Annotated in this window: 21 protein-coding genes and 1 pseudogene; 15 read left to right on the plus strand and 7 right to left on the minus strand. The window is 70.5% G+C overall.

Annotated elements, in window-relative coordinates; translation table 11 throughout:
* Window positions 1-157: 157 nt before the first annotated feature.
* A complete protein-coding gene (locus KY462_14600) occupies window positions 158-1,261 on the minus strand; it encodes a hypothetical protein (protein MBW3578939.1) in 1,104 nt (367 codons plus the stop codon).
* 213 nt (window positions 1,262-1,474) lie between these two features.
* Here KY462_14600 and KY462_14605 point away from each other — a divergent pair, with 213 nt between their 5' ends.
* The 13 genes from KY462_14605 (at window position 1,475) to KY462_14665 (ending at window position 14,967) form a co-directional block, all read left to right on the plus strand.
* Window positions 1,475-3,031 carry a phage tail sheath subtilisin-like domain-containing protein gene (locus tag KY462_14605; GenBank protein ID MBW3578940.1) on the plus strand — a complete coding sequence of 519 codons (1,557 nt, stop codon included), beginning with the start codon at window positions 1,475-1,477 and terminating at the stop codon, window positions 3,029-3,031.
* 17 nt (window positions 3,032-3,048) lie between these two features.
* Window positions 3,049-3,498: a phage tail protein gene (locus tag KY462_14610; GenBank protein MBW3578941.1), complete on the plus strand. Its 450-nt coding sequence runs from the start codon at window positions 3,049-3,051 to the stop codon at window positions 3,496-3,498.
* Window positions 3,499-3,508: 10 nt separating this feature from the next.
* Entirely contained in the window at window positions 3,509-3,952 is a 444-nt protein-coding gene (locus KY462_14615; GenBank protein MBW3578942.1) for a phage tail protein, read from the plus strand.
* Window positions 3,953-3,996: 44 nt separating this feature from the next.
* Window positions 3,997-4,440, plus strand: coding sequence for a hypothetical protein (locus tag KY462_14620; protein MBW3578943.1), 444 nt, complete (start codon window positions 3,997-3,999; stop codon window positions 4,438-4,440).
* A 2,251-nt stretch (window positions 4,441-6,691) separates the two neighbouring features.
* On the plus strand, window positions 6,692-6,844 hold the full coding sequence (locus tag KY462_14625) for a hypothetical protein (GenBank protein MBW3578944.1): 153 nt from the start codon (window positions 6,692-6,694) through the stop codon (window positions 6,842-6,844).
* Between the two features lie 15 nt (window positions 6,845-6,859).
* A complete protein-coding gene (locus KY462_14630; protein MBW3578945.1) occupies window positions 6,860-7,291 on the plus strand; it encodes a phage tail protein in 432 nt (143 codons plus the stop codon).
* Window positions 7,292-7,312: 21 nt separating this feature from the next.
* On the plus strand, window positions 7,313-8,074 hold the full coding sequence (locus KY462_14635; protein MBW3578946.1) for a hypothetical protein: 762 nt from the start codon (window positions 7,313-7,315) through the stop codon (window positions 8,072-8,074).
* Between the two features lie 12 nt (window positions 8,075-8,086).
* Window positions 8,087-9,937, plus strand: a complete 1,851-nt coding sequence (locus KY462_14640) for a VgrG-related protein (GenBank protein MBW3578947.1) — start codon at window positions 8,087-8,089, stop codon at window positions 9,935-9,937.
* Window positions 9,938-9,949: 12 nt separating this feature from the next.
* The gene (locus KY462_14645; GenBank protein ID MBW3578948.1) at window positions 9,950-10,249 is read left to right on the plus strand and encodes a PAAR domain-containing protein; all 300 of its coding nucleotides are present in this window, start codon (window positions 9,950-9,952) and stop codon (window positions 10,247-10,249) included.
* A 1-nt stretch (window position 10,250) separates the two neighbouring features.
* Window positions 10,251-10,658: a GPW/gp25 family protein gene (locus KY462_14650; protein MBW3578949.1), complete on the plus strand. Its 408-nt coding sequence runs from the start codon at window positions 10,251-10,253 to the stop codon at window positions 10,656-10,658.
* Between the two features lie 3 nt (window positions 10,659-10,661).
* Window positions 10,662-12,608 (plus strand): putative baseplate assembly protein, encoded by a 1,947-nt coding sequence (locus tag KY462_14655; GenBank protein ID MBW3578950.1) that lies wholly within the window; start codon window positions 10,662-10,664, stop codon window positions 12,606-12,608.
* A 29-nt stretch (window positions 12,609-12,637) separates the two neighbouring features.
* Window positions 12,638-13,186: a phage tail protein gene (locus KY462_14660; GenBank protein ID MBW3578951.1), complete on the plus strand. Its 549-nt coding sequence runs from the start codon at window positions 12,638-12,640 to the stop codon at window positions 13,184-13,186.
* A complete protein-coding gene (locus KY462_14665; protein MBW3578952.1) occupies window positions 13,183-14,967 on the plus strand; it encodes a hypothetical protein in 1,785 nt (594 codons plus the stop codon). The genes KY462_14660 and KY462_14665 overlap by 4 nt, the downstream gene beginning before the upstream one ends.
* Window positions 14,968-15,030: 63 nt before the next feature.
* Here the strand turns inward: KY462_14665 and KY462_14670 are convergent, their stop codons facing one another.
* Window positions 15,031-16,176 (minus strand): aspartate-semialdehyde dehydrogenase, encoded by a 1,146-nt coding sequence (locus tag KY462_14670; GenBank protein ID MBW3578953.1) that lies wholly within the window; start codon window positions 16,174-16,176, stop codon window positions 15,031-15,033.
* Between the two features lie 4 nt (window positions 16,177-16,180).
* The gene (locus tag KY462_14675) at window positions 16,181-17,425 is read right to left on the minus strand and encodes an aspartate kinase (protein ID MBW3578954.1); all 1,245 of its coding nucleotides are present in this window, start codon (window positions 17,423-17,425) and stop codon (window positions 16,181-16,183) included.
* Window positions 17,426-17,723: 298 nt separating this feature from the next.
* On the opposite strand from KY462_14675, the gene KY462_14680 reads away from it, so the two are divergent.
* Both KY462_14680 and KY462_14685 read left to right on the plus strand, forming a co-directional pair.
* Window positions 17,724-18,566: an archease gene (locus KY462_14680; GenBank protein MBW3578955.1), complete on the plus strand. Its 843-nt coding sequence runs from the start codon at window positions 17,724-17,726 to the stop codon at window positions 18,564-18,566.
* Entirely contained in the window at window positions 18,563-19,333 is a 771-nt protein-coding gene (locus tag KY462_14685; protein ID MBW3578956.1) for a class I SAM-dependent methyltransferase, read from the plus strand. The genes KY462_14680 and KY462_14685 overlap by 4 nt, the downstream gene beginning before the upstream one ends.
* A 19-nt stretch (window positions 19,334-19,352) precedes the next feature.
* On the opposite strand, the gene KY462_14690 is transcribed toward KY462_14685, so the two are convergent.
* The 4 genes and pseudogenes from KY462_14690 to recR form a co-directional block, all read right to left on the minus strand.
* The gene (locus tag KY462_14690) at window positions 19,353-20,774 is read right to left on the minus strand and encodes an RtcB family protein (protein ID MBW3578957.1); all 1,422 of its coding nucleotides are present in this window, start codon (window positions 20,772-20,774) and stop codon (window positions 19,353-19,355) included.
* A 167-nt stretch (window positions 20,775-20,941) separates the two neighbouring features.
* Window positions 20,942-22,232: pseudogene (locus KY462_14695) on the minus strand (alpha/beta fold hydrolase).
* Between the two features lie 47 nt (window positions 22,233-22,279).
* Entirely contained in the window at window positions 22,280-23,659 is a 1,380-nt protein-coding gene (locus KY462_14700) for a DedA family protein (GenBank protein MBW3578958.1), read from the minus strand.
* Window positions 23,660-23,677: 18 nt separating this feature from the next.
* On the minus strand, window positions 23,678-24,274 hold the full coding sequence (gene recR, locus KY462_14705) for a recombination mediator RecR (GenBank protein ID MBW3578959.1): 597 nt from the start codon (window positions 24,272-24,274) through the stop codon (window positions 23,678-23,680).
* Window positions 24,275-24,278 lie beyond the last annotated feature (4 nt).

A 24,278-nucleotide genomic window follows, 5' to 3' on the forward strand; every position in this document is an offset into this window, starting at 1 on the left:
AGCTCGATCGCCACCGTCGGTCGCCCCGCACGCCCCATGCCAGCTCCTGGTCGCCACCATCAGCCCGTCACAGGGAATCTACACCCGCCCAGCCATTATTTACCGTATTTAGCGGACGGCACACTAGCGAGACCCGGAGTTTTCTGATCTGATCAGATCAGAACTCGATGACTAGCGACACCCCGGCCGTCGCGGCCTGCACCCGCTCGCCGGCGACCTGGCTCGGCCCACCTTCCGCCCCGAGCCGCACGGTGACGTTGGGTCCATCGCGCCGCTGGACGGCGCTGCTCACTCGGCTGATCGCCGGGCTGATCCGCCCGGCCCGCTCACGCACGTAGCTGTCGGTCGGGCTTCCGCCCCCGTGCAGGTGTGCCGCGATGTCGCGGATGGCGCCCTCGGCGGCGGTGACGCTCGACGCGATCGCCTCGGCAGCCGGCCGCGCGTCGATCGGCCGGCGACCGACCACCGGGAAGCTCAGGCTGACCGACCACCGCGACCACGTGTCCCCGTCGCGTGCGAGCCGGGCGGCGAACACGCCCTCCGCGCCCGCCAAAGGGATCGTCGCCCGCAGACCGAACGAGTCCGGGCTGGCCGTGGCCGTGACCCGTCCCGTGCCCAGTGTCCCCGACACCCCACCGGGGCCGGCCTCCGCACGGGCTTCAACGCCTCCTGCCCGCGCCGTCGCCACCGCCCCCGAGATGGACACCACCAGGTTGGCCGCATCGGATCCCACCCGGACCTGCATGCCCAGGATGTTCCTCAGTCGGGCAGCCAGCTCCGACGCCTGGCCGGCCGGCGTCTGCCGACCCCGCTGCGGCGGGGGCGTGTAGGCCCCTAGCCGGCGGCGCACCAGGTCCTCGATCTGGAAGACCTCGACCCGAGCGGCGCCCGTGACCTCCTCGCGGATCTGGGCAACGAGCTCGGGCAGGGAGATGGTCCCGGCATCGACCTGCATCGAGATCCCGATCCGGCGCCGGTCCAGCCACGCCTCGATGCCGGCCCGCACGTCGTCGGGGACGGGGCGAGGAAGCAGGAGCCCGGGACCCGGCAGGAGGCTCGGAGGAGGACGCATCCGCAGCGATACCGGTCCGCCGCCGCCAGGCTGATCATCGCGCTGCAGGCGGAGAAGCTGTCCGAATGCGACGTTGCCCACCTGCTGGTGCAGCGTCGCCTCCTCGACCGGCCGTGGTCCAGGCGGACGGTCCGACGTCCGCTCATAGCCGACGGTGCGGTCCCGCGCACGACGGCGCTCCGGACCCACGGGTCACCTCCGGTGCAGGCGGTGGACGGCAGGCAACGGGCCGACCGGAATCGACCCTACGACGAGGCGATCCGGCACGTCCACGGTCGCGGGCGACGGTGCCCCAACGGGCACGGCGCCGTTCCCGCACGGTGACCCCCCCGCCCGTTGTCCGCCTCCGTGGCCAGGAGGACGCTTCCGGCACCTAGAGCATCGCGCGCGAGGAGGCTGGTGATGCCGCAGTACCTGTCCCCCGGCGTCTACGTCGAGGAGGTCGAATCGGGCTCCAAGCCGATCGAGGGTGTCGGGACCGCGGTCGCGGCGTTCGTCGGTCTGGCGGAGAAGGGGCCGGTCAACAAGCCAACGCTGGTCACGAACTGGACCCAGTTCACCAAGGAGTTCGGCGGGTTCATAGAAGGTTCGTACCTAGCGCACTCCGTGTACGGCTACTTCCAGAACGGCGGTGGTGCCTGCTACGTGGTGCGCATCGGCACCAACGGCGAGGGCAGCAAGCCGACCGCCCGTGCGGCCCTCACGTCCGGCACGAAGGCGGGCCTCGAGGCCTACCGCATCAACGCCCTCGAGACCGGGACGGGCGACGATCTCGCCGTGGAGGTCAAGGACGTCGCGGAAGAAGGCGCCGGCACGGAAGGCAAGGCCGGGACCGCCTTCTCGCTGATCGTGAAGAAGGGCGGCCGCCCGGTGGAGACCTTCGAGAACGTCACCACCGATGTCCGCGCCAAGACGTACGTCGCAACGGTGGTGAACGAGCAATCCAAGCTGATCCGCATCGAGGAGGTCGGCAAGGGCACGCTCACCGAGCTCAAGCCCAAGGCCGGCACCGTCCAGCTGTCCGGGGGGTCGCAGGCCGCCCCAGCACCGCGGCTGGAGCCCGACGACTACGTCGGTGACGCTGCTGACCGCACCGGCTTCGGGGCGCTCGAAGCGATCGACGACGTCACCATGGTTTGCGTCCCCGACGTCATGGCCGCCTACCAGCAGGGGACCCTCGACCTGGAGGGCGTCAAGACCGTCCAGCTCGGCATCATCGCCCACTGCGAGCTGATGGGCGATCGGATGGCGATTCTGGATCCGCCGCCGGGACTCAACGCCCAGCAGATCAAGGAGTGGCGCCTGGACGGTGCCGGATACGACAGCAAGTTGGCCACGCTCTACTGGCCGTGGATCAAGGTGTTCGACCCGGCCAGCGGGACCAACCAGTTCGTGCCCCCCAGCGGGTACATGGCCGGGATCTGGGGCCGCAACGACGACACGCGGGGCGTGCACAAGGCCCCCGCCAACGAGGTGATCCGCGGGGCCATCGACCTGGAGCTCAACATCACCAAGGTCGAGCACGACCAACTCAACCCCGAGGGGATCAACTGCATCCGCGCGTTCCCCGGTCGAGGCATCCGGGTGTGGGGTGCGCGGACGCTGTCCAGCGACCCGTCATGGCGCTACGTCAACGTCCGCCGGCTGTTCAACTACCTGGAGAAGTCGATCCTCAGCGGCACCCAGTGGGTCGTGTTCGAGCCCAACGACATGGACCTGTGGGGTCGGATCCGGCGGACGATCGGATCCTTCCTCACCCGCAGCTGGCGCGACGGCGCCCTGTTCGGGGCGACCCCGGACGAGGCCTTCTTCGTGAAGTGCGACTCGGAGACCAATCCGCCCGACGTCATCGACGCCGGCCAGGTGGTGTGCCTCATCGGGGTTTCCCCGGTGAAGCCCGCGGAGTTCGTCGTGTTCAAGCTGTCCCAGTTCTCGGCCGGTGGCGCGGTCGAAGAGTGACCAGGAGGACGTGAGCCATGCCACAGATCTTCGGTGATTTCGACGCCCTGACCTCGCATGTCTACCAGGTGGAAATCGACGGCATCACGCTGGCGCAGTTCCAGGAGGTGTCGGGCATCTCGATCGAACGGCAGGTGATCGAGCACCGGGCCACGCTGCCCGGTGGCCAGGAAGCCATCAAGAAGGAACCGGGCCCGATCAAGTACGGCGACATCACCCTAAAGCGAGGGATGACCGACGACGACCAGCTGTACAAGTGGCTCGACGAGGTGGTCAAGGGCCAGCTCGACTCGGCCCGCCGCAACGGCTCGATCGTTCAGTACGACACCCAGTACGGCGAGGTCAATCGCTGGAACTTCACCAACGGGTGGCCGTCCAAGTGGGAGGCGCCCAGCCACAAGGCCAACGCCAACGAGGTCGCGGTGGAGTCGGTGACCATCACCGTCGAGAAGATCGAGAAGGGGTGAGCCGACCGCGATGGCGACCGTCCTCAGCAACCGGTACAGCATCGACATCGATGGGCTCCAGCTCGCGCACTTCAAGGAGGTGTCGAGCATCTCCATCGAGGTTCCCGCCGTCGAGCAGAAGGTCGCGACCGGGGAGGGCCGGGTCGAACTCCTGTCCTACCCGGGCAACGTGAAGTACGGGGACATCACGCTGAAGGCGGGGAAGGTCGCCGACGCGACGGAGTTCTACGACTGGCTCCAGTCCGTCGTGGACGGGCACTACCAGAAAGCGCTGCGCAACGGCACGATCGTCCAGTTGCCCTCCGACAAGGACTCGCCGTCCTTCACGGGTGATCGCTGGAACTTCGAGGGCGCGTGGCCGTCGAAGTGGGAGATCTCCCAGTCCGGGGCAGGGACGAACGAGCTGATCGTCGAATCGCTCACGATCAAGATCAGCCGCATCTGGAGGGACTAGCGGGATGCGGGCCGCATGAGGAACGAGGAGGCACCTGGATGGTCATGGGACGCGCACGAGCACCGAGTGCGGTCGAAGCGGCGGCCGCCGCACTCGAAGCTGGCGGGACACCGGAGCCATTGCGAACCGAGTTCCCGTTCGTCCTGCCGCGCGGGTACGTCGACGACTCAGGCCAGCTCCACCGCGCCGGCGTCATGCGGCTGGCCACGGCCCGTGACGAGATTCTGCCACTGAGGGACCCGCGGGTCCGGCAGACCGAGGCGTACCTCACGGTCATCCTGCTGTCCCGGGTCATCACGCGGCTGGGGACCGTTGACCCGATCAACCCGGCCGTCATCGAGGGGCTGTTCGCGACTGACCTGGCGTTCCTGCAGGACCTGTACAAGCGGATCAACCAGGAGGGACACACGCACGCGACTGTCACCTGCCCGTCGTGCGAGCACGAGTTCGTGGTGGACGTGGCAGGTGATGTGGAGGGGCGATCCTGACGTACGCGACCGATGAGCTCTTCGAGGAGGTCGCGTACGTCGCCTACCACAACCACTGGTCACTTCAGGAGATCCTCGATCTGGAACATCCCGTGCGGAGGCGGTTCGTGAGCCAGATCGCTGAGATCAACCGGAAGCTGTCCGGCGAGGAGTGAGCGGCATGTGGTCCAGGCTGTTCCGTGGGCTCTCCGGGTCGCACGGGACCTCCAGCGGCGAGACGGGCGCCCTCCGACGTGATGCGACGACGCCACCGCCCCGGCGTGGGTGGGCGTTACTCCCACCGTTCGACCCTCCCCTGCGCCGGGCCATGCCTTTGGCATCGGGCGTCTCCCGGTTCAGTGCGGACCTGGTGGCCCGGCATCAGGAGATGCGCTACCTCGCGCCCCTCGGACATGACGTCACCGTGCAGGCACCTCGCGGGATCGCCATCGGGATCGCCCGGGCCGCTGCCACCACGCCACGCACCGGGCCGTCGTCGGATCGACCCCTGGTGCAGCGGGGCCGCCTCGATCGACCGAACGCCGGGCGGCGGTGGCGACTGCCCTGGCCCGCCCCGTCACCGCCGACGCCCGCGCCCTCCCGCCAGGCCGACCCCGCCCGTGCTGCCGCTGCCCACACCCCCGACCTCCTGCCCCCACCAGGACCGCCCGTCCCCAAGACGCCATCGCCGGTGGTCGGCTCCGCGACCCTCCTCGCCACGCCGGCGACCATCGCCCGGATCGCCGAGCAGCCGACGGATCCACGCCCGGCCGCTGTCGGCACGGACGAACCGGACCCCAGACCAACGAGCACGCCCTTCCCGGTTGACACCGTCGCGCACGCCACCACGCCGGCGGGAGCGGACACGCCGGAGGCGCCGGTCGGGCCAGTACGGCCAAGCAGCCCGCCCCGCACGCTGGCCGCTCACCCCGCACGGGTACTGCGACCCAGGGAAGCGGCGAACCCACCGACGTCTCCCAGCGCACCAGCCCGTCGCCCGGCAGACCTGCCACTCCGCTCGCTGGCCGTGCACCGATCCGCGGAACCTCGTGTCGCCGGACCCAGGAGCGGCACGACTCCTGCCCCTGCGCCGACCCCGCCGACCGATCCGGCGCCGGACTCAGCACCAGCCACCAGTGCGCCCACAGCGGGTGGAGCGCGCTGTGAGGACCTGGGACCGACACCGCCTACTGATCCGCCTGTGGTCCAGCGTTCCGCCGGAGCGGAGAGCGCGACACAGCCACGTCCGACGGTGGGCCAGAGGAACGACGGCCACTTGGCCGATCGGCGGTCACGACCCATCCAGCGTCGCACGGCAGGGCAGCCCGACCCGGCGACTGCTCGACCCGTCCGACCGGCTGCCTCCCGCCCACTGGCCCCGCCGGGCGTCGGGTCACCGTTGGCGTCTCTCCCACCGACGGCGCGGACGCTTCGCAGCCCGTGGGAACCGGAGATTGCCGATCCGAGCGGCCACGAGACGGTGACCGGCGCGTCACCGGCCGCACCCCACGATGCGGCGCTCGCGCGGGGTGACCGGTGGCCGCAGGCGAGAACCACGGGACCCGCTGCGTCGCCCAGTGATCGATCTGCGCCACCCGCCGCGACACACGGACCGCCGGTGGTGGCTCGTCGGCTCGACGCCACGGTGGTGGCACCACCACCGCGCAGGGACGTCCGAACCGTCCTCCCGCTCGCCGGGCTGCGAGCGCCGCTCATCGACGGGCGCGTGCCACCCGTGGGCGAGGGGCACGCCCCGGGGCTGCCCGAGCCCTCCCGAGCCGCAGGCCCACCCGCCCCGGTCAGGTGGGTCGTGCCAGCGGCGACGGCGAGGCCACCAGCGTCGCCCAACGTCGCGACGCCCGTCGGGGAACCGCTGTTACGCGCGACGGACACGTCCGCGCGTCCCGCGCCCCATGCACCAACACCCGCCGCGACGCCTTACCGGCCGTCCGAGAACTCCGGCGGCAGCGATCTCCCTCAGGAGGGTCGAAGCCGTCTGTCCGCCTCGTTCGACGGCCACCCGCTAGTCGAGCGCCTGCTCGCGTCGCGATCGTCGGGGACGACGGAGGGGCCGGTCTCGCCACGACACGACAGCGCCGGTGGTGGTGGCTCACCACCGACCCTGTCGCTGGCCACTCCGGTCATGCGGGACAGCGAGGCACCGACCCCAACGCCTCCGCTTGCGGTCTCACGTGCCGTCCCTGCGCCGGCCTCGGTGCCACCCCAAATCCTGCAGCGCGATCCGGAACCCGCTGCAGCTGCGGCCCCGCCGATGTCCCCCACGGGGGAGCCCGACGGGGAGGAGAACAACGAGGTGGCTCTTGACCGGATCTTCCACGAGCTGTACCCCCGGGTCCGCGACGAGCTGCGCTGGGAGCTGCGCGTGCAGCGCGAACGCGTCGGCCTGCTCAGCGATCCGTTGTAGGAGAGGGGACAACCGATGGGAGACGCACTGACCCATCTGTTCCACGTGACCCTCGACTGGGTCGACATCGGACTGTGGACCGAATGCAGCGGGCCCGAGGTCGAGTACGAGATGGAGGACGTGGTCGAGGGGGGCCAAAACTTCTTCGTCCACAAGCTTCCCGGACGGATGACGTTCAAACCCATCACATTGAAGCGACCCATCAACGAGGACTCCTTCAAGCTGCGCAAGTACATGGCCAGCGTCATCATCGGCTCGGCCGTCCGGTCGACCGCGGCGATCACGGTCTACGACTCGGAGCTCGCCCCCGTGATGGGCTGGAGCTTCATCGACGTGATCCCGAGGTCGTGGAAGGGCCCGTCCTTCAATGCGGGTGACGAGAAGGTCGCGATCGAGGAGTTCGTGTTCGAGCACCACGGCTTCGACCTCATGACCGGGTCGCTCTGAGATGCCCATAGGAGGTGAGAGATGACGGTGGTATCCATCCCGACCTCGGGTTCGAGCGCAGGGGCGGCCGGGGCGACGGCCGCCACACAGACGACCGCGAAGGCCTTCTTCTTCCCGGACCCGGAGTTCCTCATCGAGTTCCCGCTACCCCCGCCGGTCCCCGTCCTCATCTGCCGGTACAACCCGAAGTCGCTGCGGATCAGCGGCGGCGGCGAGTGGAAGAAGTTCAAGACAACCGAGCAAAACGACCGTCCCCCGGCCACGTTCAGCAACCCCAAGCCGCGCAAGATCGAGGGCCTCGAACTGATCGTCGACATGTTCGAGCTGCCGTACGGGAACCTCGACTGGGAGCTCCGCGCCATCGAGGATTGGTGCCAGCCGCGTGCCCACATCAACCCGCTGTCACATCAGGTCAGCGCGGTCCATCTCCGGTTCCAATGGGGCGAGAAGCGGTACTTCAAGTGCTATATCACCAGCTACACGATCGAGTACACGATGTTCGCCAAGAGCGGCGCGCCCTTGCGAGCCAAGGTGACGCTGACCCTCGAGGAGGCGCTGTCGCCCACCGAGACGCAGAACCCCACCTCAGGTGGCAAGGGGGGCGAGCGCACGTACGTGAGTCGGGCGGGCGACACGCTCCATTCGATCGCGTACCGCCACTACCGCCACCCGCGCTACTGGCGCGGCCTGGCCGCGTTCAACGGCATCGACGACCCGATGCGTCTACCGACGGGCACGACGGTGGCGCTACCCGACGCCTCGACGATCAGCGACCTCTCCTAAGGGGCGTCCCAGATGGTCAACCTAGACGCGAACACCGCGATCCCGGAGGTCAAGGTCAACGGTGCGCCGCTGACACCGCCGCAACTGGCCCGATCGATCGCGCGCGTCGTCGTCGAACGGCAGCGCAACCTGCCGGCGATGTGCGAGGTGGAGTTCCTCATCCGGGACGGCCTGATCGTCATGCCTCCCGTGGCGGACAATCCGATGATGCGGCCTGGTGCTCCCCTCAAGGTCGAGGCCGGGCCCTCACAGATGGACCCGACGCAGACACCGTTGGGCGCGCTCTTCGACGGCGAGGTGGTGGCCGTTGAGGCCACGTTCACGCCCGAGGGGGGCCGTCGTTTCCTGTTGCGCGGCTACGACAAGAGTCACCGCATGCACCGCGCACGCAAGTCGCGCACCTTTGTGATGCAGTCCGACAACCTCATCGCGACCTCGATCGGTCAGGAGCACGGGCTCACCGTGATCGCCGAGCCCGCGGGTGGACCACACGAGTACCTGTGCCAGCGCAACCAGACGGACTGGGAGTTCCTGATGGAGCGGGCACGGGAGATCGGGTTCGAGCTCGGTATGTCTGCGCTCGGGCAGCTCCTGTTCCGGCGCGCCGGGGCCGATGCGACCGCGGGTGTCCCGCAGCGACTGACGCTGGCCGGCAACCTCCTGTCGTTCCGGGTCCGCGCCACGTCGGCCGAGCAGGCCACGATGACGAAGGCGTACTCCTGGAACACGATGCTCAAGCAGCAGGTCATGGGGCTGGCTGCGCCACCGACGGGCGAGAACGTCCTGCCCGACCCGACGCTGCAAGCGCTGACGATCGCCGCGCGTCTTGGCTCCAGCGAGGACGCAAGCGTGGACATCCCGGTGGACCTGCCGCCGGAAGCCATCGCCAACGCCACCGCGATGCGAGCCCACGCCGCCAGCGCGTCGATCGAAGCGGAGGGAAGCTGCATCGGAAACCCCGCGATGGTTCCCGGGGGCAAGATCAGCGTGAGCGGGGTCGGGCAGAGCTTCGACGGTAGCTACGTGCTCACGATGGTGCGCCACGTGTTCGATCGCAATCACGAGGGAGGTGTCACCTGCTTCACCGTCAGCGGGGTCCACGACCGCAGCCTGTTCGGGCTGACACAGCCGGGGGCGGCCACCCGAGCCAACGGGCACGGGGGTGGCGGTGCGAACCTCGGCAGCGCGGTGGTCGGCGTCGTCTCCAACACCAACGACCCACTCCAACGTGGGCGCGTCAAGGTCGAGTTGCCCTGGCTCGGTGACTCGGTAGAAGGTCACTGGGCTCCTGTTGTCTCGCTGGGCGCAGGCGACGGGAAGGGCTTCCAGTGCATCCCCGAGGTGCACGACCAGGTGTTGGTGGTCTTCGAGCACGGAGACGTCCGACGCCCGTACGTCCTCGGAGGCATCTACGGCCCTCCCACCGAGCTGCCCGCCCCCCAGGTGACTGCCGTGATGAACGGCGAGACCAAGATCCGGACGTTCAAGACGTCCGCAGGCCACGAGCTGACCTTCACCGAGACCGACACGCCGCTGGAGAAGTCGATCCTGATCAAGTCGATCGGGGGACAACTGATCGAGATCAAGGACGCGCCCCCCGCCAACACCATCACCCTGAGGTCGGGTCAGAACGAGATCGTGATCGACGGCACGCAACAGACGGTCACGGTCAAGTCCGCGGCCAACCTCAAGATCGAGGCGACGGCCAACCTGGAGCTGCAAGCCACCGGTCAGCTCAAGCTCAAGGGCTCGACCGTGGACGTCGAGGGCACCGGACCGGTCAAGGTCAAGAGCGGGGCGGCGCTCGGTCTCGAGTCGGTCGGGATCGCGGAACTCAAGGGCGCCACCGTGAAGATCAACTAGGAAAAGTCAGGCATGCCTCCTGCTGCTCGCATCGGTGACGTCACCGCGACCGGTGACACGATCATCCCGTTGCCCGGGGTTCCGCCCGCACGCGTGATCGTGCTCAACCAGCCTGCGGCCTGCGCTGGAGATCTGGTGTCGGGGCCGGCGTGTGTCGGGGCGATCGAGAAGGGCAGCGCCACCGTGTTCATCGGGGGACGTCCGGCGGTGCGCGTCGGCGACACCGTCACCGGCACCAACCCGGCATCGGGTGCGCCCGTGAAGACGGCGATCGGCCCCCCGGGAGCCCTCACCGTCCAGATCGGAGGCTGAGGTGGCGTACAGCCCACCGTTCGTGGGACGCGGTCTCGCGTTCCCCCTGCGTACCAGCACGACCGGCGCGCTGGCACTCGTCGAGGACCGCACCGAACTGGAGGAGGCGATCCGTCTCATCGTCGGCACGGCGCCGGGGGAGCGGCCGATGCGCCCGGAGTTCGGGTGCCGCATCCACGACTACGTGTTCGCGCCCATCAACGACACCACCATCGGAAGCATCATCCACGCGGTCGAGCGCGCCATGGAACGCTGGGAGCCGCGCATCGACGTCGAGCGCGTCGAGGTGTTCGCCGACGACGAGACCGAAGGCCTGCTGTACATCCGGTTGAGCTACCGCGTGAAGGAGAGCAACGACGAGCGCAATCTCGTGTTCCCCTTCTACACCATCCCCGACCACGAGGAGTGAGCGATGCCGCTACCTGCTCCCAACCTCGACGACCGGCGGTTCCAGGAACTCGTCGACGACGCCAAGCGCATGGTCCAACAGCGCTGCCCGGGATGGACCGACCACAACGTGTCCGACCCAGGCGTGACCCTGATCGAGCTGTTCGCGTGGATGACCGACCTGCTCCTGTACCGACTGAACCGCGTCCCCGACCGCAACTATGTGAAGTTCCTGGAGCTGCTCGGTGTGCGCCTGTACCCGGCGACACCGGCACACGTCGGCGTCACCTTCTGGCTCTCCGGCGCGATCGAGCAACGCGTTGGCGTCCCGGCCGGGACCCAGGTGTCCACCGCGGTTGCGTCGGTCGACGACCCCGTGATCTTCCGCACCGTCGCTGACCTGGTCATGCCTCCGTGCCAGGTGGTCAGCGTCAAGGTCGAGCGGGCGGGGGACGGCACATACGACGAGTCCGAGATCCTCAAGGGGGCCGGCCCCTTCGATGCCTTCCACGCGATCCCCAAGGTCGGTGACGTGGTGCTGCTCGGGTTGTCCGACGCCCTGCCATCGTGCGCCGTACGGCTCGACCTGGACTGTCGGGTCGAGGGCGTCGGCGTCGACCCTGAGTTTCCTCCCCTCGTGTGGGAAGCCTGGGATGGCAAGAGCTGGATCGAGTGCGACCTCGACTCGGACACCACCGGGGGTCTCAACCAGTGGGGCGCCGTCGTGCTGCACCTTCCCGCCGACCACGCGGTATCGGTGATCGACCGCCAGCCTGCGGGTTGGCTCCGTTGCCGCGTGCTGGCCCCCGAGGAAGAGCAACCCTTCTACACGGCGTCGCCGGAGATCGTGTCGGTGACCGCCCACACGGTCGGCGGGACGACGACCGCCGTGAACGCCACCGAGGTCACGGACGAGATCGTCGGGATGTCCGAGGGGGTCCCCGGGCAGCGCTTCACCTTGGCGAAGGCCCCGGTCCTTGCAGGCGAGGAACGCCTGGAAGTGGAGGTGGCGGCCGGACCGGGCTGGGAGCGCTGGACCCAGGTCGACGACTTCGCGGAACAACAGGACTCCGACAACGTGTTCGTCCTGGATCACGTGTCCGGCGAGATCCGATTCGGCCCCAGCGTGCGGATGGCCGACGGCTCCGTCCACCAGTACGGGGCGGTCCCACCGAAGGGCTCCCCCATCCGGATCCCCCGGTACCTGACGGGCGGGGGAACCCACGGGAACGTGGCGGCGCGCACGGTGACCCAGATGATGACCGCCATCCCGCTGGTTGACCGCGTCGTCAACCGGCGCAGCGCCTCGGGGGGCGTGGACGTCGAGTCGGTTGACAACGCTCGCGAGCGCGGCCCGATCTCCCTGCGCACCCGCAACCGGGCGGTCACCGCCGAGGACTACGAGCACCTGGCGAAGGGAGCCGCTCCGGAGCTCGCCCGGGTGCGGTGCGAGCCTGCCGGCGACGGCGGCGAGCCGGGGGTCGCGCGGGTGCTGGTGGTGCCGGCGGTCACGACCGGGGACGCTCAGCTCCGTTTCGAGGAGTTCATCCCCGCCGAGGAGACCCTCGCGCGCGTCGCGGAGCACCTCGACGAACGCCTCACCATCGGAGCGCGGGTGGTGGTGGAGCCGCCGCTGTACCTGGGGGTCACGATCGTGGCGACGGTGCGCGCGAAGCGGACGGCGAACCCGCAGCGACTGCACGACGCCGCGGTGGCCGCCCTGTACGGCTACTTCCACCCGACCGTCGGGGGCCCGGACGGGGACGGCTGGCCGTTCGGTCGCTCCCTCCACGTCGGCGAGGTGTACGCGGTGCTCCAGGGCCTCGACGGCACGGAGTTCGTCGAGGAGGCTCTGCTGTTCGCGGCCGACCCGATCACCGGCGAGCGCGGCGACCCAACCGAGCGGCTGGAGCTGGACAGCAACGCGTTGCTCTTCTCCTACGAGCACCGCGTCCGGGTCGAGTCCGGATAGGACCCGGCGAACCGACGAGGAGCACCGACATGCGCGGCACCGTCGAAGGGCTGATCAACCCGCATCCGCTGGCGACGGCCCTGCCGGCCGTATACCAGGGGGAGGGGTTCACGGAGCGATTCCTGTCGGCCTTCGACGACGCGCTGGCACCAGTGATGAGCACCCTGGAAAACCTCGACGCCTACCTCGATCCATCACTGTGCCCGCCGGACTTCCTGCCCTGGCTGGCCGGTTGGGTCGGGCTCGAGCTGGACGAGAACTGGACGTTGGCCCAGCAGCGTCGGCTGGTCGCGACGACCGTCGAGCTCCTCCAGTGGCGGGGCACCCGACGGGGCCTGGTGGAGCTGATCCAGCGCTTCCTTGGGATCGGAGAGGACCATATCGAGGTGACCGACTCGGGCGGGGTCACCTGGTCGGTCGCGCCGGGGTCCGCCCCGCCCGTCTCCACTCCCCCGACCCTGAAGGTCCGCGTCCGGGTGGCGTCTCCCGACGAGGTGGACGACCGCCGGCTGGAGCACCTGGTCGCCGCATCCACACCAGCGCACGTGACCTACGAGGTGGAGGTCGTGGCGTCGTGATCGTCTGCTCGAACTGCGGGTTCCACAACGAGGACGGGGCGCGCTTCTGCGGGCACTGCCGGGAGTTCCTCCAGTGGACCGGCCGGACCGTCGAGGAGGCCTCCGAACCGGAGCCGGAGGCCGAGCCGGCCGCCGAGGACGCGGCAGCCAAGGGCGTCGTGGAACGCGTCGTTGAGAAGCTGACGGGCAAGGACCAGCGCGACGAGCGGGCGTCCACCACCCTGGCAGCTGCGAGGAGGATCGACGCCGACGCGACGCCGGCCGGCGAGGAGGGGACCGGCGAGGACGCGGCCGCCGCGCTCCAGGCGGAGACGGCCGCGCGCGCGGACGAGGAGGCGCGGCAGGCCCAGCGGAGGCGCCAGGAGGCCGAGGCGCTCGCCCGTGAGCAGGCGGAGGCCACCGAACGGGCCCGCCAGCGGGCCGACGAAGCGGAACGCGCCCGGCGGGCCGCCGACGAGCAGGCCCGCAAGGAGGCCGAGGCGATGGAGCAGGCCCAGCGGGAGCTGCAGGCCGCCCGCGCCGCCCGGGAGGAGAAGCAAGAGCAGCTCCGGCGCGAGTTGGAGGCAGCCGAGGCAGCCCGGAAGGAGGCGGAGGAGCGAGCCCGGGCCGAGGCCGAGGCCGCCGAGGCTGCGGCGGGGGCAGCCGCCGAGGCCGAGGAGGCGCGGCGCACTGCCGAAGCCAAGGCCCAGGAGGAGGCCGAAGCCGCCGAGCGGGCCCGGCGGGCGGCCGCCATGGTGGCCCGTCCCAAGCCCGTCGCGCTCCGCCGTCCGGCGCCGGCCCCCGCCGATCCCTTCCCGACGGCGAAGGCGCGACCGGTACCGGAGACGGCGACGTCATGGACCGCGACCGAGCCGGTTGACGGCGCGCCGCAACCCACGGCGCCCGCACCCGACAAGCCGGCGCCCAAGCCGGTCAAGCCCGGCCGGAGCAGGGCCCGGCCGACCGCTCGGGGCAGTTACGGTCCGCCGACCCGCAAGCCGCGACCCGGCGATCTCATCTGCGGGGTCTGCGGGGAGAGCAACGGTCCCGCCCGCAACTTCTGCCGGCGGTGCGGCAACAGTCTCGCCGAGGCGGAGGTCGCCCGCCCACCGTGGTGGCGACGGCTGCTACCGAAGCGGTACGCCGCCGGGGAGCGGCCGGGCCACCGCGGGGCGAAGGCCAAGGGACGGGCGGCCATGAAGGGCGCTCGCGGGATCCGCCGGTTCGTCATGGGCGGGGTCGGGAAGGTCACGCGGTTGCTGATGCTGGTCGCGTTCGCCCTCGGGGCGGTCGGCATCTCGTTCAACCCCGGCCTGCGCGGCTCGGTGATGGGGTGGGGCTCTGACGTGTTCCGGTCCGTCCGGGCGATGATCGCCCCGCAGTTCGAGCCGGTGCTGCCGGTCGGGGCGGAGGCGTCCTCGTCGCTGCCCGATCACCCACCTGACGATGCGATCAACAACACCTCCAACCGCTGGTGGGCCGAGGCCGCTCCCGGCAACGGAGAGGGCCAGCGGCTACTGATCACGTTCCCCGAACCGGTCGACATCGCGGTCGTTGGGGTCACGCCCGGGGCGGCGAACCCAGAGGAGTTCATCGCGCAGCCTCGACCCCGGCTGCTCCATCTGGTCTTCAGCAACGGGACGACCGCGGACTTGCGGATCGCGGATGAGCACACGTTCCAGACCTTCAACGTCACTGCGACGGGTGTGACATCGGTCGAGGTTCAGATCATCGAGGCGTGGCAGGGACAGTCGGGCAGTGACTTGGCCATCACCACGATCGAGTTCCGGACCCGGCGCTGACCGGATCGGGTGGGGTCCCGCACGCGCGTGCTCGGCGTCCGTGTCTCCACCCCCAGTGACGGGCTACAGCTCCGGGGCGAGCAGCTCGGCGATCTGCACCGTGTTCAACGCCGCGCCCTTGAGCAGGTTGTCACCGCTGACCCACACGTTCAGCGAATGCGGGTCGGCCAGGTCGCGGCGAACCCGGCCGACGAAGACCTCGTCGCGGCCGGCGCTCTCCAGCGGGGTGGGGTAGGCCAGGGGCTCGCCGTCCTGGCCGGTGCCGTCCTCCACCACCAGGCCCGGGGCGGCATCGACCGCCGCGAGCGCGTCCGCGACGGTCGGTTCACGTGCGAAGGTCAGCCGTGCGGCGATCGAGTGGCCCACCGCCACGGGGACCCGGACGCACGTCGGCGAGACCTGCAGCGCCGGCAGCTCGAGGATCTTGCGGCTCTCGTTGACGAGCTTCCACTCCTCGTCGGTGTACCGCTCGTCGGTGAACGAACCGCAGTGGGCCAGCACGTTGAGCGCCACCGCCTTGCTGAACTGCTCGGGCTGGACGGACGTCGCCGCGTCGGCGCCCCGTCGCCGGAGCATGTCGGGATCCTCCACCAGCTTGCGGGTCTGCTCGATCAGCTCGGTGATCCCCTTCTGACCCGCGCCGCTCGCCGACTGGTAGGAGGTGGCGACCATCGCGATCAGCCCGAACGCGTCGTGCAGCGGCTTGACCGCCACCGTCAGGACCATCGTGGTGCAGTTGGGGTTGGCCACGATGCCGATGGGTCGGGTGGTGAGCGCGTGCGGGTTCACCTCGGTCACGACCAGCGGCACGTCGGGGTCGCCGCGCCACGCCGACGAGTTGTCGACGACCGTCGCGCCCCGCCCCGCCGCGATCGGCGCCCACTCCCGCGACACGTCACTGCCGGCGGAGAACAAGGCCAGATCGACGCGGTCGAACACCTCGGGGGCGAGCGTCACGACCTCGACGTCGTGGTCGCCGTAGCGGATGCGCCGCCCGGCCGACCGTTCGCTGGCGACCATGACCGGGTCGCCGTCGATCGGGAACGCGCGCTCGACCAGCAGGCGGCGCATCTCCTCACCGACCGCACCGGTGGCGCCAACGATCGCTAACCGCAACGGGCGGTTGGATGCGCCGGCCTGTTCCTGGCGCTCCCCGGCGGGGCGCTGCACGCGAGCGCGTGGTTGTGGTTCGGCGTCCGGTTCGGTCATGTCGTCACCTGTCGTCGCGGGCGAGGCTGGCGGTCTCCAGGTCGAAGGCGTCGTGGATGGCACGCACCGCCGTCTCCACGTCGTCCTGGCGGACCACGACCGAGATCCGGATGGTCGAGGTCGAGATCATCTCGATGTTCACACCAGCCGTGGCGAGCGTCTCGAACATCTTGGCAGCCACACCCGGATGCGTCCGCATCCCCGCACCGACCAACGCCACCTTGGCCACGCCGCGGTCGAGGATCACGTCCTTGGCGCCGAGGTCGTCGAGGATCGATCGGATCAGGTCGGCAGCGTGGTCGGCGTCGTCACGCGGCACCGTGAACGAGATGTCGGTGATCCCGTCGATCGAGACGTTCTGCACGATCATGTCCACGTTGACGTTGGCGTCCGCCAACGCGGTGAACATCTGCGCAGCGACGCCGGGGCGGTCCGGCACACCTTGCACGGTGACCTTCGCCTCGGTGGTGTCGTGCGCGATGCCCGCGATGTAGGCGTCCTCCATGGCTCTGGCGTCCTCCGGCCCGATCCACGTCCCGTCGTCGTTGGTGAACGAGGATCGGACGTGGACCAGCACGTCGTAGTTACGAGCGAACTCCACGGACCGGGTCTGCAGCACCCGGGCGCCCTGCGCCGCCAGCTCGAGCATCTCCTCGAACGACACGTAATGCAGCTTGCGGGCAAACGGCACCAGGCGCGGATCGGCGGTGTAGATCCCGTCCACGTCGGTGTAGATCTCGCACACGTTGGCATGCAGCGACGCCGCCAGCGCCACCGCGGTGGTGTCCGACCCGCCCCTCCCCAGTGTGGTGACGTCCTTGGTGTCCTGCGACACCCCTTGGAACCCGGCGACGATCACGACGTCTCCGTCGGCGAGCGCCCCGCGCACCCGGCCGGGCGTGATGTCCACGATCCGGGCCTTGCCGTGCAGCGCGTCGGTGATGATCCCCGCTTGCGATCCGGTCAGCGACCGGGCTGAGACCCCCTCTGCGGCCAGCGCCATGGCCAGCAGAGACATCGAGATGCGCTCGCCGGCGGTGAGCAGCATGTCCAGCTCGCGGCCGGGCGGGGCGGGTGCGATGCGCCGGGCCAGCTCCACCAGATCGTCGGTGGTGGTGCCCATCGCCGACACGACGACCACCACGTCGTGGCCTTCGGCTCTCGCCTGCGCGATCCGCGAGGCGACCCGTTTGATGCGCTCGACCTCCGCGACCGAGCTGCCGCCGTACTTCTGCACGATCAGGGCCACGTGCGCCTCGGTCCGGCTGGCTGATGTGGGGCGCTGGGGCTTCCCAGGATGGCTGACCAGCGTACCGCTACCGTCATGCGCCGTGACGGCGGGGCGGGTTGGTGGCGTCGTGGCCGGGCGGGCGGTTGGGCTGCCGTCACGCGTCGTGACGGCGGGGCGGGTTGGTGGCGTCGTGGCCGGTCGGGCGGTTGGGCTACCGTCGCGCGTCGTGACGGCGGGGCGGGTTGGTGGCGTCGTGGCCGGTCGGGCGGTTGGGCTACCGTCACGCGTCGTGACGGCGGGGCGGGTTGGTGGCGTCGTGGCCGGTCGGGCGGTCGCGCTCCTGGCCAGCGCCGCCCTGATCCTGGCGATGTTCCTCCCGTGGACGGGCGACGGAACGCTGGCGCTCGACCTCGGCCTGCGCTCGTGGGGACGACGCGCGGGACAACCGACGGTGGCGTTCGGGCTCGTGATGATCGCTGCGTTGCCGTCGCTCGCCGCCGTCCTGGGAGACGCAGCCTGGCCGCGGCTGGTCGCCGCGGTCGCCGCTGGCGGCCTGGCCCTGTCATGGCTGGCGGTGGGACCCGACGGGGGACTGACCGCCGGTGTCGTCGCGACGCTGATCGGAGCGGTCGGGCTCCTCGCCGCGGCCGCGTTCGCCAGCGCTTCGCCTGCCGGTGGCTCGGCGGGCGCGGGCGGCGGGCCACTGCACGAGGGTCGGGCGACATCGGACCGAGACGAGCGTCCCCAGGCCGGTTTCGCCGTGCGGGATCACACCGCCGACATGGCGTTCGAGGCGTGGGGTTCCACGCGGGGCGCGTGCTTCACGCAGGCTGTCCGGGCGCTGGTCAGCTCGTTCGCCGACACGACCGACGTCGCGTCCGACGGCCGCCACGCAGTCGCGTTTGGACCCGCCGCTGACGAGGACCTCCTCGTCGACCTCCTCGACGAGGTGATCTACCTCCTCGACGCCCGCGGCGTCGTCCCGGTGGGCGGCGAACTCGTCGACGAGCCCGACGGGGGCATCAGCGGCGAGCTCGAGGTCGCCCCGGTCGAGCGAGTCCGTCCCGCCGGGGCCGTCCCGAAGGCGGTCACCCACCACGCACTGCAGGTCCAGGCGGGACCGCAGGGTTGGCGCTGCCACGCGGTGATCGACGTGTGACCGACGGGGTGCATCACTTGGCCAGAGACGGGTTCGCTGCAGCCGCTGACGCCTACGAACGCGGCCGCCCGGGCTACCCCCCGGACGCGGTGACGTTCCTGGCGTCTGCGTTGGGCCTGCAGGCGGGGCGGGTGGTCGTCGACGTGGGTGCCGGCACGGGGAAGCTGACCCGCGCCCTGGTCACCACCGGCGCGGACGTCGTCGCGGTGGAGCCGGTCGACGCGATGCGTGACCGCCTCGCCGACGAGTTGCCCACCGTCGACGTGCGCGACGGTACGGCCGAAGCGATGCCCGTCGACGATGCCGCCGCCGACGCCGTCACGGCCGGCCAGTCGTTCCACTGGTTCGACGGCCCGCGAGCGCTCGCCGAGCTCCGTCGTGTCCTGCGCCCTCGCGGGCGGCTCGGCTTGGTCTGGAACGTCCGTGACGAGTCGGTCGGTTGGGTGGCGCGGCTGAGCGCGGTCATCGAGCCGTATTCCAAGGACGCGCCCCGCCACGCGCGCGGCGCCTGGAAGCGCGCGTTCGACGAGACGGGCGGGTTCGGCCGCTTGCGGCTGCGGTCGTTCCGCCACGCGTCGGCTCTGACCGTCGATCAGGTCGTGGACCGCTACCTGTCGATCAGCTTCATCGCGGTGCTCGACGAGGCCGAGCGTGTGACGGTCGAAGCCGCGATCCGCGACGTGCTGTCCTCCGACCCCGACACAGGCGGCCGCGTTCGCGTCCAACACCCGTACCGCACCGACGTGTACTGGACCCAGCGCAGCTGACAGCGCTGCGCGGCCGGCTTCAGCCTTTCACGACGCCCAGCGGGCGCAGCCGCGCCACGCGGCGCGCCAGGCGCGCCTCCTCGCACACCCCCACCACGGCATCGACGTCCTTGTAGGCGTAGGGCGCCTCCTCGGGCAGGTCCCGCTGCGACTCCTCACGCACCACGATGCCTCGAGCCTCGAGCTCGCGGTGCAGGGCCGACCCGTCCTGCTGCCCCTTGGCTTGCTTGCGGCTCATCGTCCGACCCGCCCCGTGACAGGCGGAGAAGAAGGCCGCACCGCCCTCCACGCCGGTCAGCACCCACGACCCCGTCCCCATCGAGCCGGGCACCAGCGTTGGCTGTCCGAAGGGACGCAGCTCGTCGGGGAGATCCGGATGGCCCGGGGCAAGCGCGAGCGTCGCTCCCTTGCGGTGCACGCACAGGGTCCGCTCCCGCCCGTCGACCGGGTGACGCTCGATCTTGGCGAGGTTGTGCGACACGTCGTACAGCAGCTCGAGATCGCGGTGGCCCGTGATCTGTCCGAACGCGTCCCGCACCGCCTCGCCGAGCAACTGTCGGTTCGCCCGGCCGAAGTTCGCTCCGGCTGCCATCGCTTGCAGGTAGGCCTTGCCCTGGGTCGATTCGACCGGGGCGCAGGCCAGCTGACGGTCGGGGACCGCGATCCCGTAGGCTTCCATCGCCGGCTTCATCCTGCGGACGTGGTCCTGGCAGATCTGGTGGCCGAGACCGCGTGAGCCGGTGTGGATCATCACCGCCACCTGCCCCTCGTGCAGCCCGAACCCCTGGGCGACGTCGGCGTCGACGACCTGTTCGACGTACTGGATCTCCAAGAAGTGGTTGCCCGACCCCAAGCTGCCGACCTGCGCGATGCCGCGGTCGACCGCGCGGTTGCTCACCCGTGTGGGGTCGGCGTCGGGCAGGAACCCGCGGTCCTCGGTGCGTTCGAGGTCGCGTTCGGTCCCCTTGCCGCGCTCGACCGCGTACGCCGAACCGCGCAGCAGGATCTGCGCCAGCTTTTCCTCGTCGTCGATGTCCCACACCGCGCCCCGCCCAAGGCCGCGCGGGATCTCCCGGTCGAGTCGGTCCATCAGGTTGTCGCGGTGGGCACGCAGCTCGTCGCGGTCCATCGGGGCGATCAGGAGCCGGACCCCGCACGAGATGTCGAAGCCGACGCCGCCTGGCGAGACGATGCCCCCCTCTGCGACGTCGAACGCGGCGACACCCCCGATCGGGAAGCCGTACCCCCAGTGCATGTCCGGCATCGCGAAGCTGGCCTCGACGATCCCCGGCAGGGTCGCGACGTTGGCGACCTGCTGCAGCGACTCGTCCTCCTGGATGTCGGGGAGCAGCTCCTGCGACGCGTACACCATTCCCGGGACGCGCATGGCACCGGTGGGGTCGATGCGCCACCGGAACGGTGTCTCCTCGACCAGCTGGATGTCGACCATGGCGATCCTCCTTCCCGACGGTCTCGGTGCGCACGTGGAACGCAGGCCCGGGTGGCCACGCCGGGCGCCGGCTGCATGCTGCCGGCCGGGCGGCGGGTCTCGGCGCTGCTGTGGGCGCGTTCGGCGCTGCTCCAGTCGGTCGACGCTGCGGCGGGGCGCTAGCCGCGCGAGCCTGCCAGGTGCTTGTCGAACCAGCGCACCGCGTGTTCGGCGACCTCGTCGAGTTTGCCCGGCTCCTCGAACAGGTGACTGGCTCCCTCGACGATCACGACCTCGTGCTCTCCCCTCAGCCGCTGTGCGGCCTCCTCGTTCAACCCGATCACCGCCGTGTCCAACCCGCCGATGATCAGCAGCGTCGGTGTGATCACCTCGGCGAGCCGGTGTTCGGCTAGGTCCGGTCGGCCGCCACGGGACACGACCGCCCCGACCCTGTCGGGCAGGTCCGCGGCTGCCGTCAACGCCGCGGCTGCGCCGGTGCTCGCGCCGAACAGACCGATCTGAAGGCCGCTGGCGTCGGCCTCCTGGTCGACCCACCGGGCGGCGTCCAGCAGCCGCTGGCCGAGGAGCCCGATGTCGAAGACGTTGGCGCGGTCGCCCGCCTCCTCGGATGTGAGCAGGTCGAAGAGCAGTGTGGCGAACCCGGCGTCGTTCAGGATCCGCGCGACGTGCTGGTTGCGTGGGCTGTCGCGGCTGCTGCCGCTGCCGTGCGCGAACAGCACCACACCCCCGGCCCCGTCTGGCACCTCCAGGTAGCCGGGCAGGGCGAGCCCGCTTCCCACGTCGACGCGGACGTCACGCGGCATCGCCGCCTCCTCGCTCTTCGTACGCGCGGGACAGCAGCTCGACGACCTCGTCGTCGCGGGTCTGGCCGAAGTCGCTGTACCAGGATCCCACCGCCATGAACGAGGCGGGAGTCTCGAGCGCGATCACTTGGTCGTAGTCGTCCTTCAGCGCCTGCACGCTATCGGGTGGTCCGACCGGGACGGCCAGCACCGCCCGTTCCACGCCCCGTTCGCGCAGGACCTTCGCCGCGGCCGAGGCGCTCACCCCGGTGGCGATCCCGTCGTCGACCACGACCGCGGTGCGGCCTTCGATGGCGACGGCCGGGCGGCCGCTGCGGTAGCGCTGCAGGCGGCGGTCGAGTTCCTCGCGCTCCTCGTCGATGGTCGACTGCAGGTCAGCCCGCGACAACCCCAGCCGCGACAGGGAGCCCTGATCGAGGAGCAGGACGTCGTCCTCGCCGACCGCCCCGACGCCGAACTCGGGGTTGTGCGGGGCGCCGACCTTGCGCACGACGAGCACGTCCAGCGGCGCGTTCAGCGCCTGCGCCACCTCGTAGGCGACCGGCACGCCACCGCGCGGAAGGCCGAGGATCACCGGTTCCTCGGAGGCGAGGTCGCTGACACGCTGGGCCAGCCGACGACCGGCGTCCCGTCGGTTCTCGAACATGCCTCCAGGGTGGCAGACGACCGGCCCCTGGCAGCATGAACGCCTGGTCATGTCCGCGGCTGGGCTGGCCGACCGGAACTGTCCTCGTCGTCGAGGAGCGCGCGGAACGGCAGCCGAGCTTGCACCTCGACGGCGGCTGCCCATGCAGCACCCACCGCGGCACCGAACAGGACACCGGTCAGCGACGCGTCTGCGGTGACCAGCTCCGCGACGCCGACCACCACGATGGCGAACACCCCGGCCGCGACCCACTTGACGGCAGTGGCCCACTCCAGACGGGTGCCGGCCACCGCGACCAGGTGCGCGGCCAGAGCCGCGACGACCGCCACCGCCGTGGACGGGAACTCGGTGGCGGCGATGCGTTCGGTCACGATCGTCCGGGCCACGATCGCGATCCCCGCTGCCCCGACGGCCCCCACGACGACACGTAACGCAGCCCGCACGGACGTTCGCCGCCACGCGTAGACGGCTATCAGCAACGTCGGTGCGGACAGCCACGGCAATTCGAACGTGCCGGCCACGACCTCGGACACCGCGGCGGCCGTCGGCGTCCGCACCTGTTCGAACCAGCCCCGCACCGGCGGATCGAACGCGGCGAGACCCTCCAACCCGCGCACGTCGTTCAGCACGGCACCGGCCAGGGTCGCGCCCGCCGCGACGACCAGGAGGCCGAGCGTGAGGTTCAGCCCCCGTGCGATCGTCGGGTCGAATCTCCGGCCGAGCCACCGCAGCTGCGCCCCGTACCGACGACGTAGCCAACGCGCCGGCCGGGTGCCGACGATCCGTTCGGCGAAGGCCCTCAGGCGCTGTGGCTCGCGCATCGCCCGGCGTGCCGCGACGCGGATGAGGAAGGCCACCACGATGAGGAGCAGCACCAGCAAGGACGCGGGCCCGGCGTACCGCTGGATCACGCGCCACGACCGACCAGCGACGTAGCCCAGGGAAACGAACGACACCGCCCACACCAACGCGCTGGGAACACTGAACAGCAGGAACCGGCCGTAGGGCATCCGGCTCAGCCCGGCCACGAACGGCAGGAACGTCCGCAGGACGGTCGCCCACCGTCCGAGCGCGACCGCGCTGCCACCCCGATCCTTGAAGTACTCCGCCGTGCGGTCGATGCGTTCCCCGAAGCGCGCACGGACCGGTTCCCACTCCGCCAGCTGGCGTCCCCAGCGCCGACCCAGCCAGTACCCGGTCGAGTCCCCGAGCGCCGCGGCGACCGCGGCGACCGCGGCCATCGTGACCAGCGAGACCTGGTCCTCTGCGGCCAGGACCCCGCCGAGCACCATGGCGGTCTCCCCGGGCGTCACCAGCCCCAGGAACGCCGCCGCCTCGCCGTACGCCAGCAGACCGATCACGGTGTACGCGACCGGACCGCTCATACCAAGGACCGCGTCGATGACCGACTGGATCAGACTCTCCACGGCGCGAGCCCCGAGGGTCTACAGGTCGCGGCGCCCCGCGAACGCCCGCCCCAACGTGACCTCGTCGGCGTAGTCGAGGTCGCCGCCGACCGGGAGGCCGCTGGCGATCCGCGTGACGCGTACGCCCAACGGGCGGACCAGTCGGCTGAGGTACGACGCGGTGGCCTCCCCCTCGACGTTGGGGTTTGTCGCGAGGATGATCTCGGTCACACCTTCGGTGTCGAGCCGACCGAGGAGCTCCTTGACGTGCAGGTCGTCGGGACCGATCCCGTCGATCGGTGAGATCGCCCCGCCGAGCACGTGGTAGCGCCCGCGGAACTCGCGGGTGCGTTCGATCGCGATCACGTCACGGGGCTCCTCGACCACGCACAGCAGCGCGGGATCGCGGCGGGGGTCGCGGCAGATGCGGCACTCGTCGTGCTCGGCGACGTTCCAGCACCGCCGGCAGAACCGCACCCGCTCCTTGACCTCGACGATCGCCTCCGCGAGCCGGCGTGCGTCGGCCGGGTCTGCCTGCAGCAGGTGGAACGCCAGGCGCTGGGCGCTCTTGGGCCCGATCCCCGGCAGCCGCCCGAGCTCGTCGATCAGGTCCTGCACCGCACCCTCGTAGAGCACCGCT

The organism is Actinomycetota bacterium (assembly GCA_019347675.1).
In the GTDB taxonomy this organism is placed as follows: Bacteria; Actinomycetota; Nitriliruptoria; order Nitriliruptorales; family JAHWKO01; genus JAHWKW01.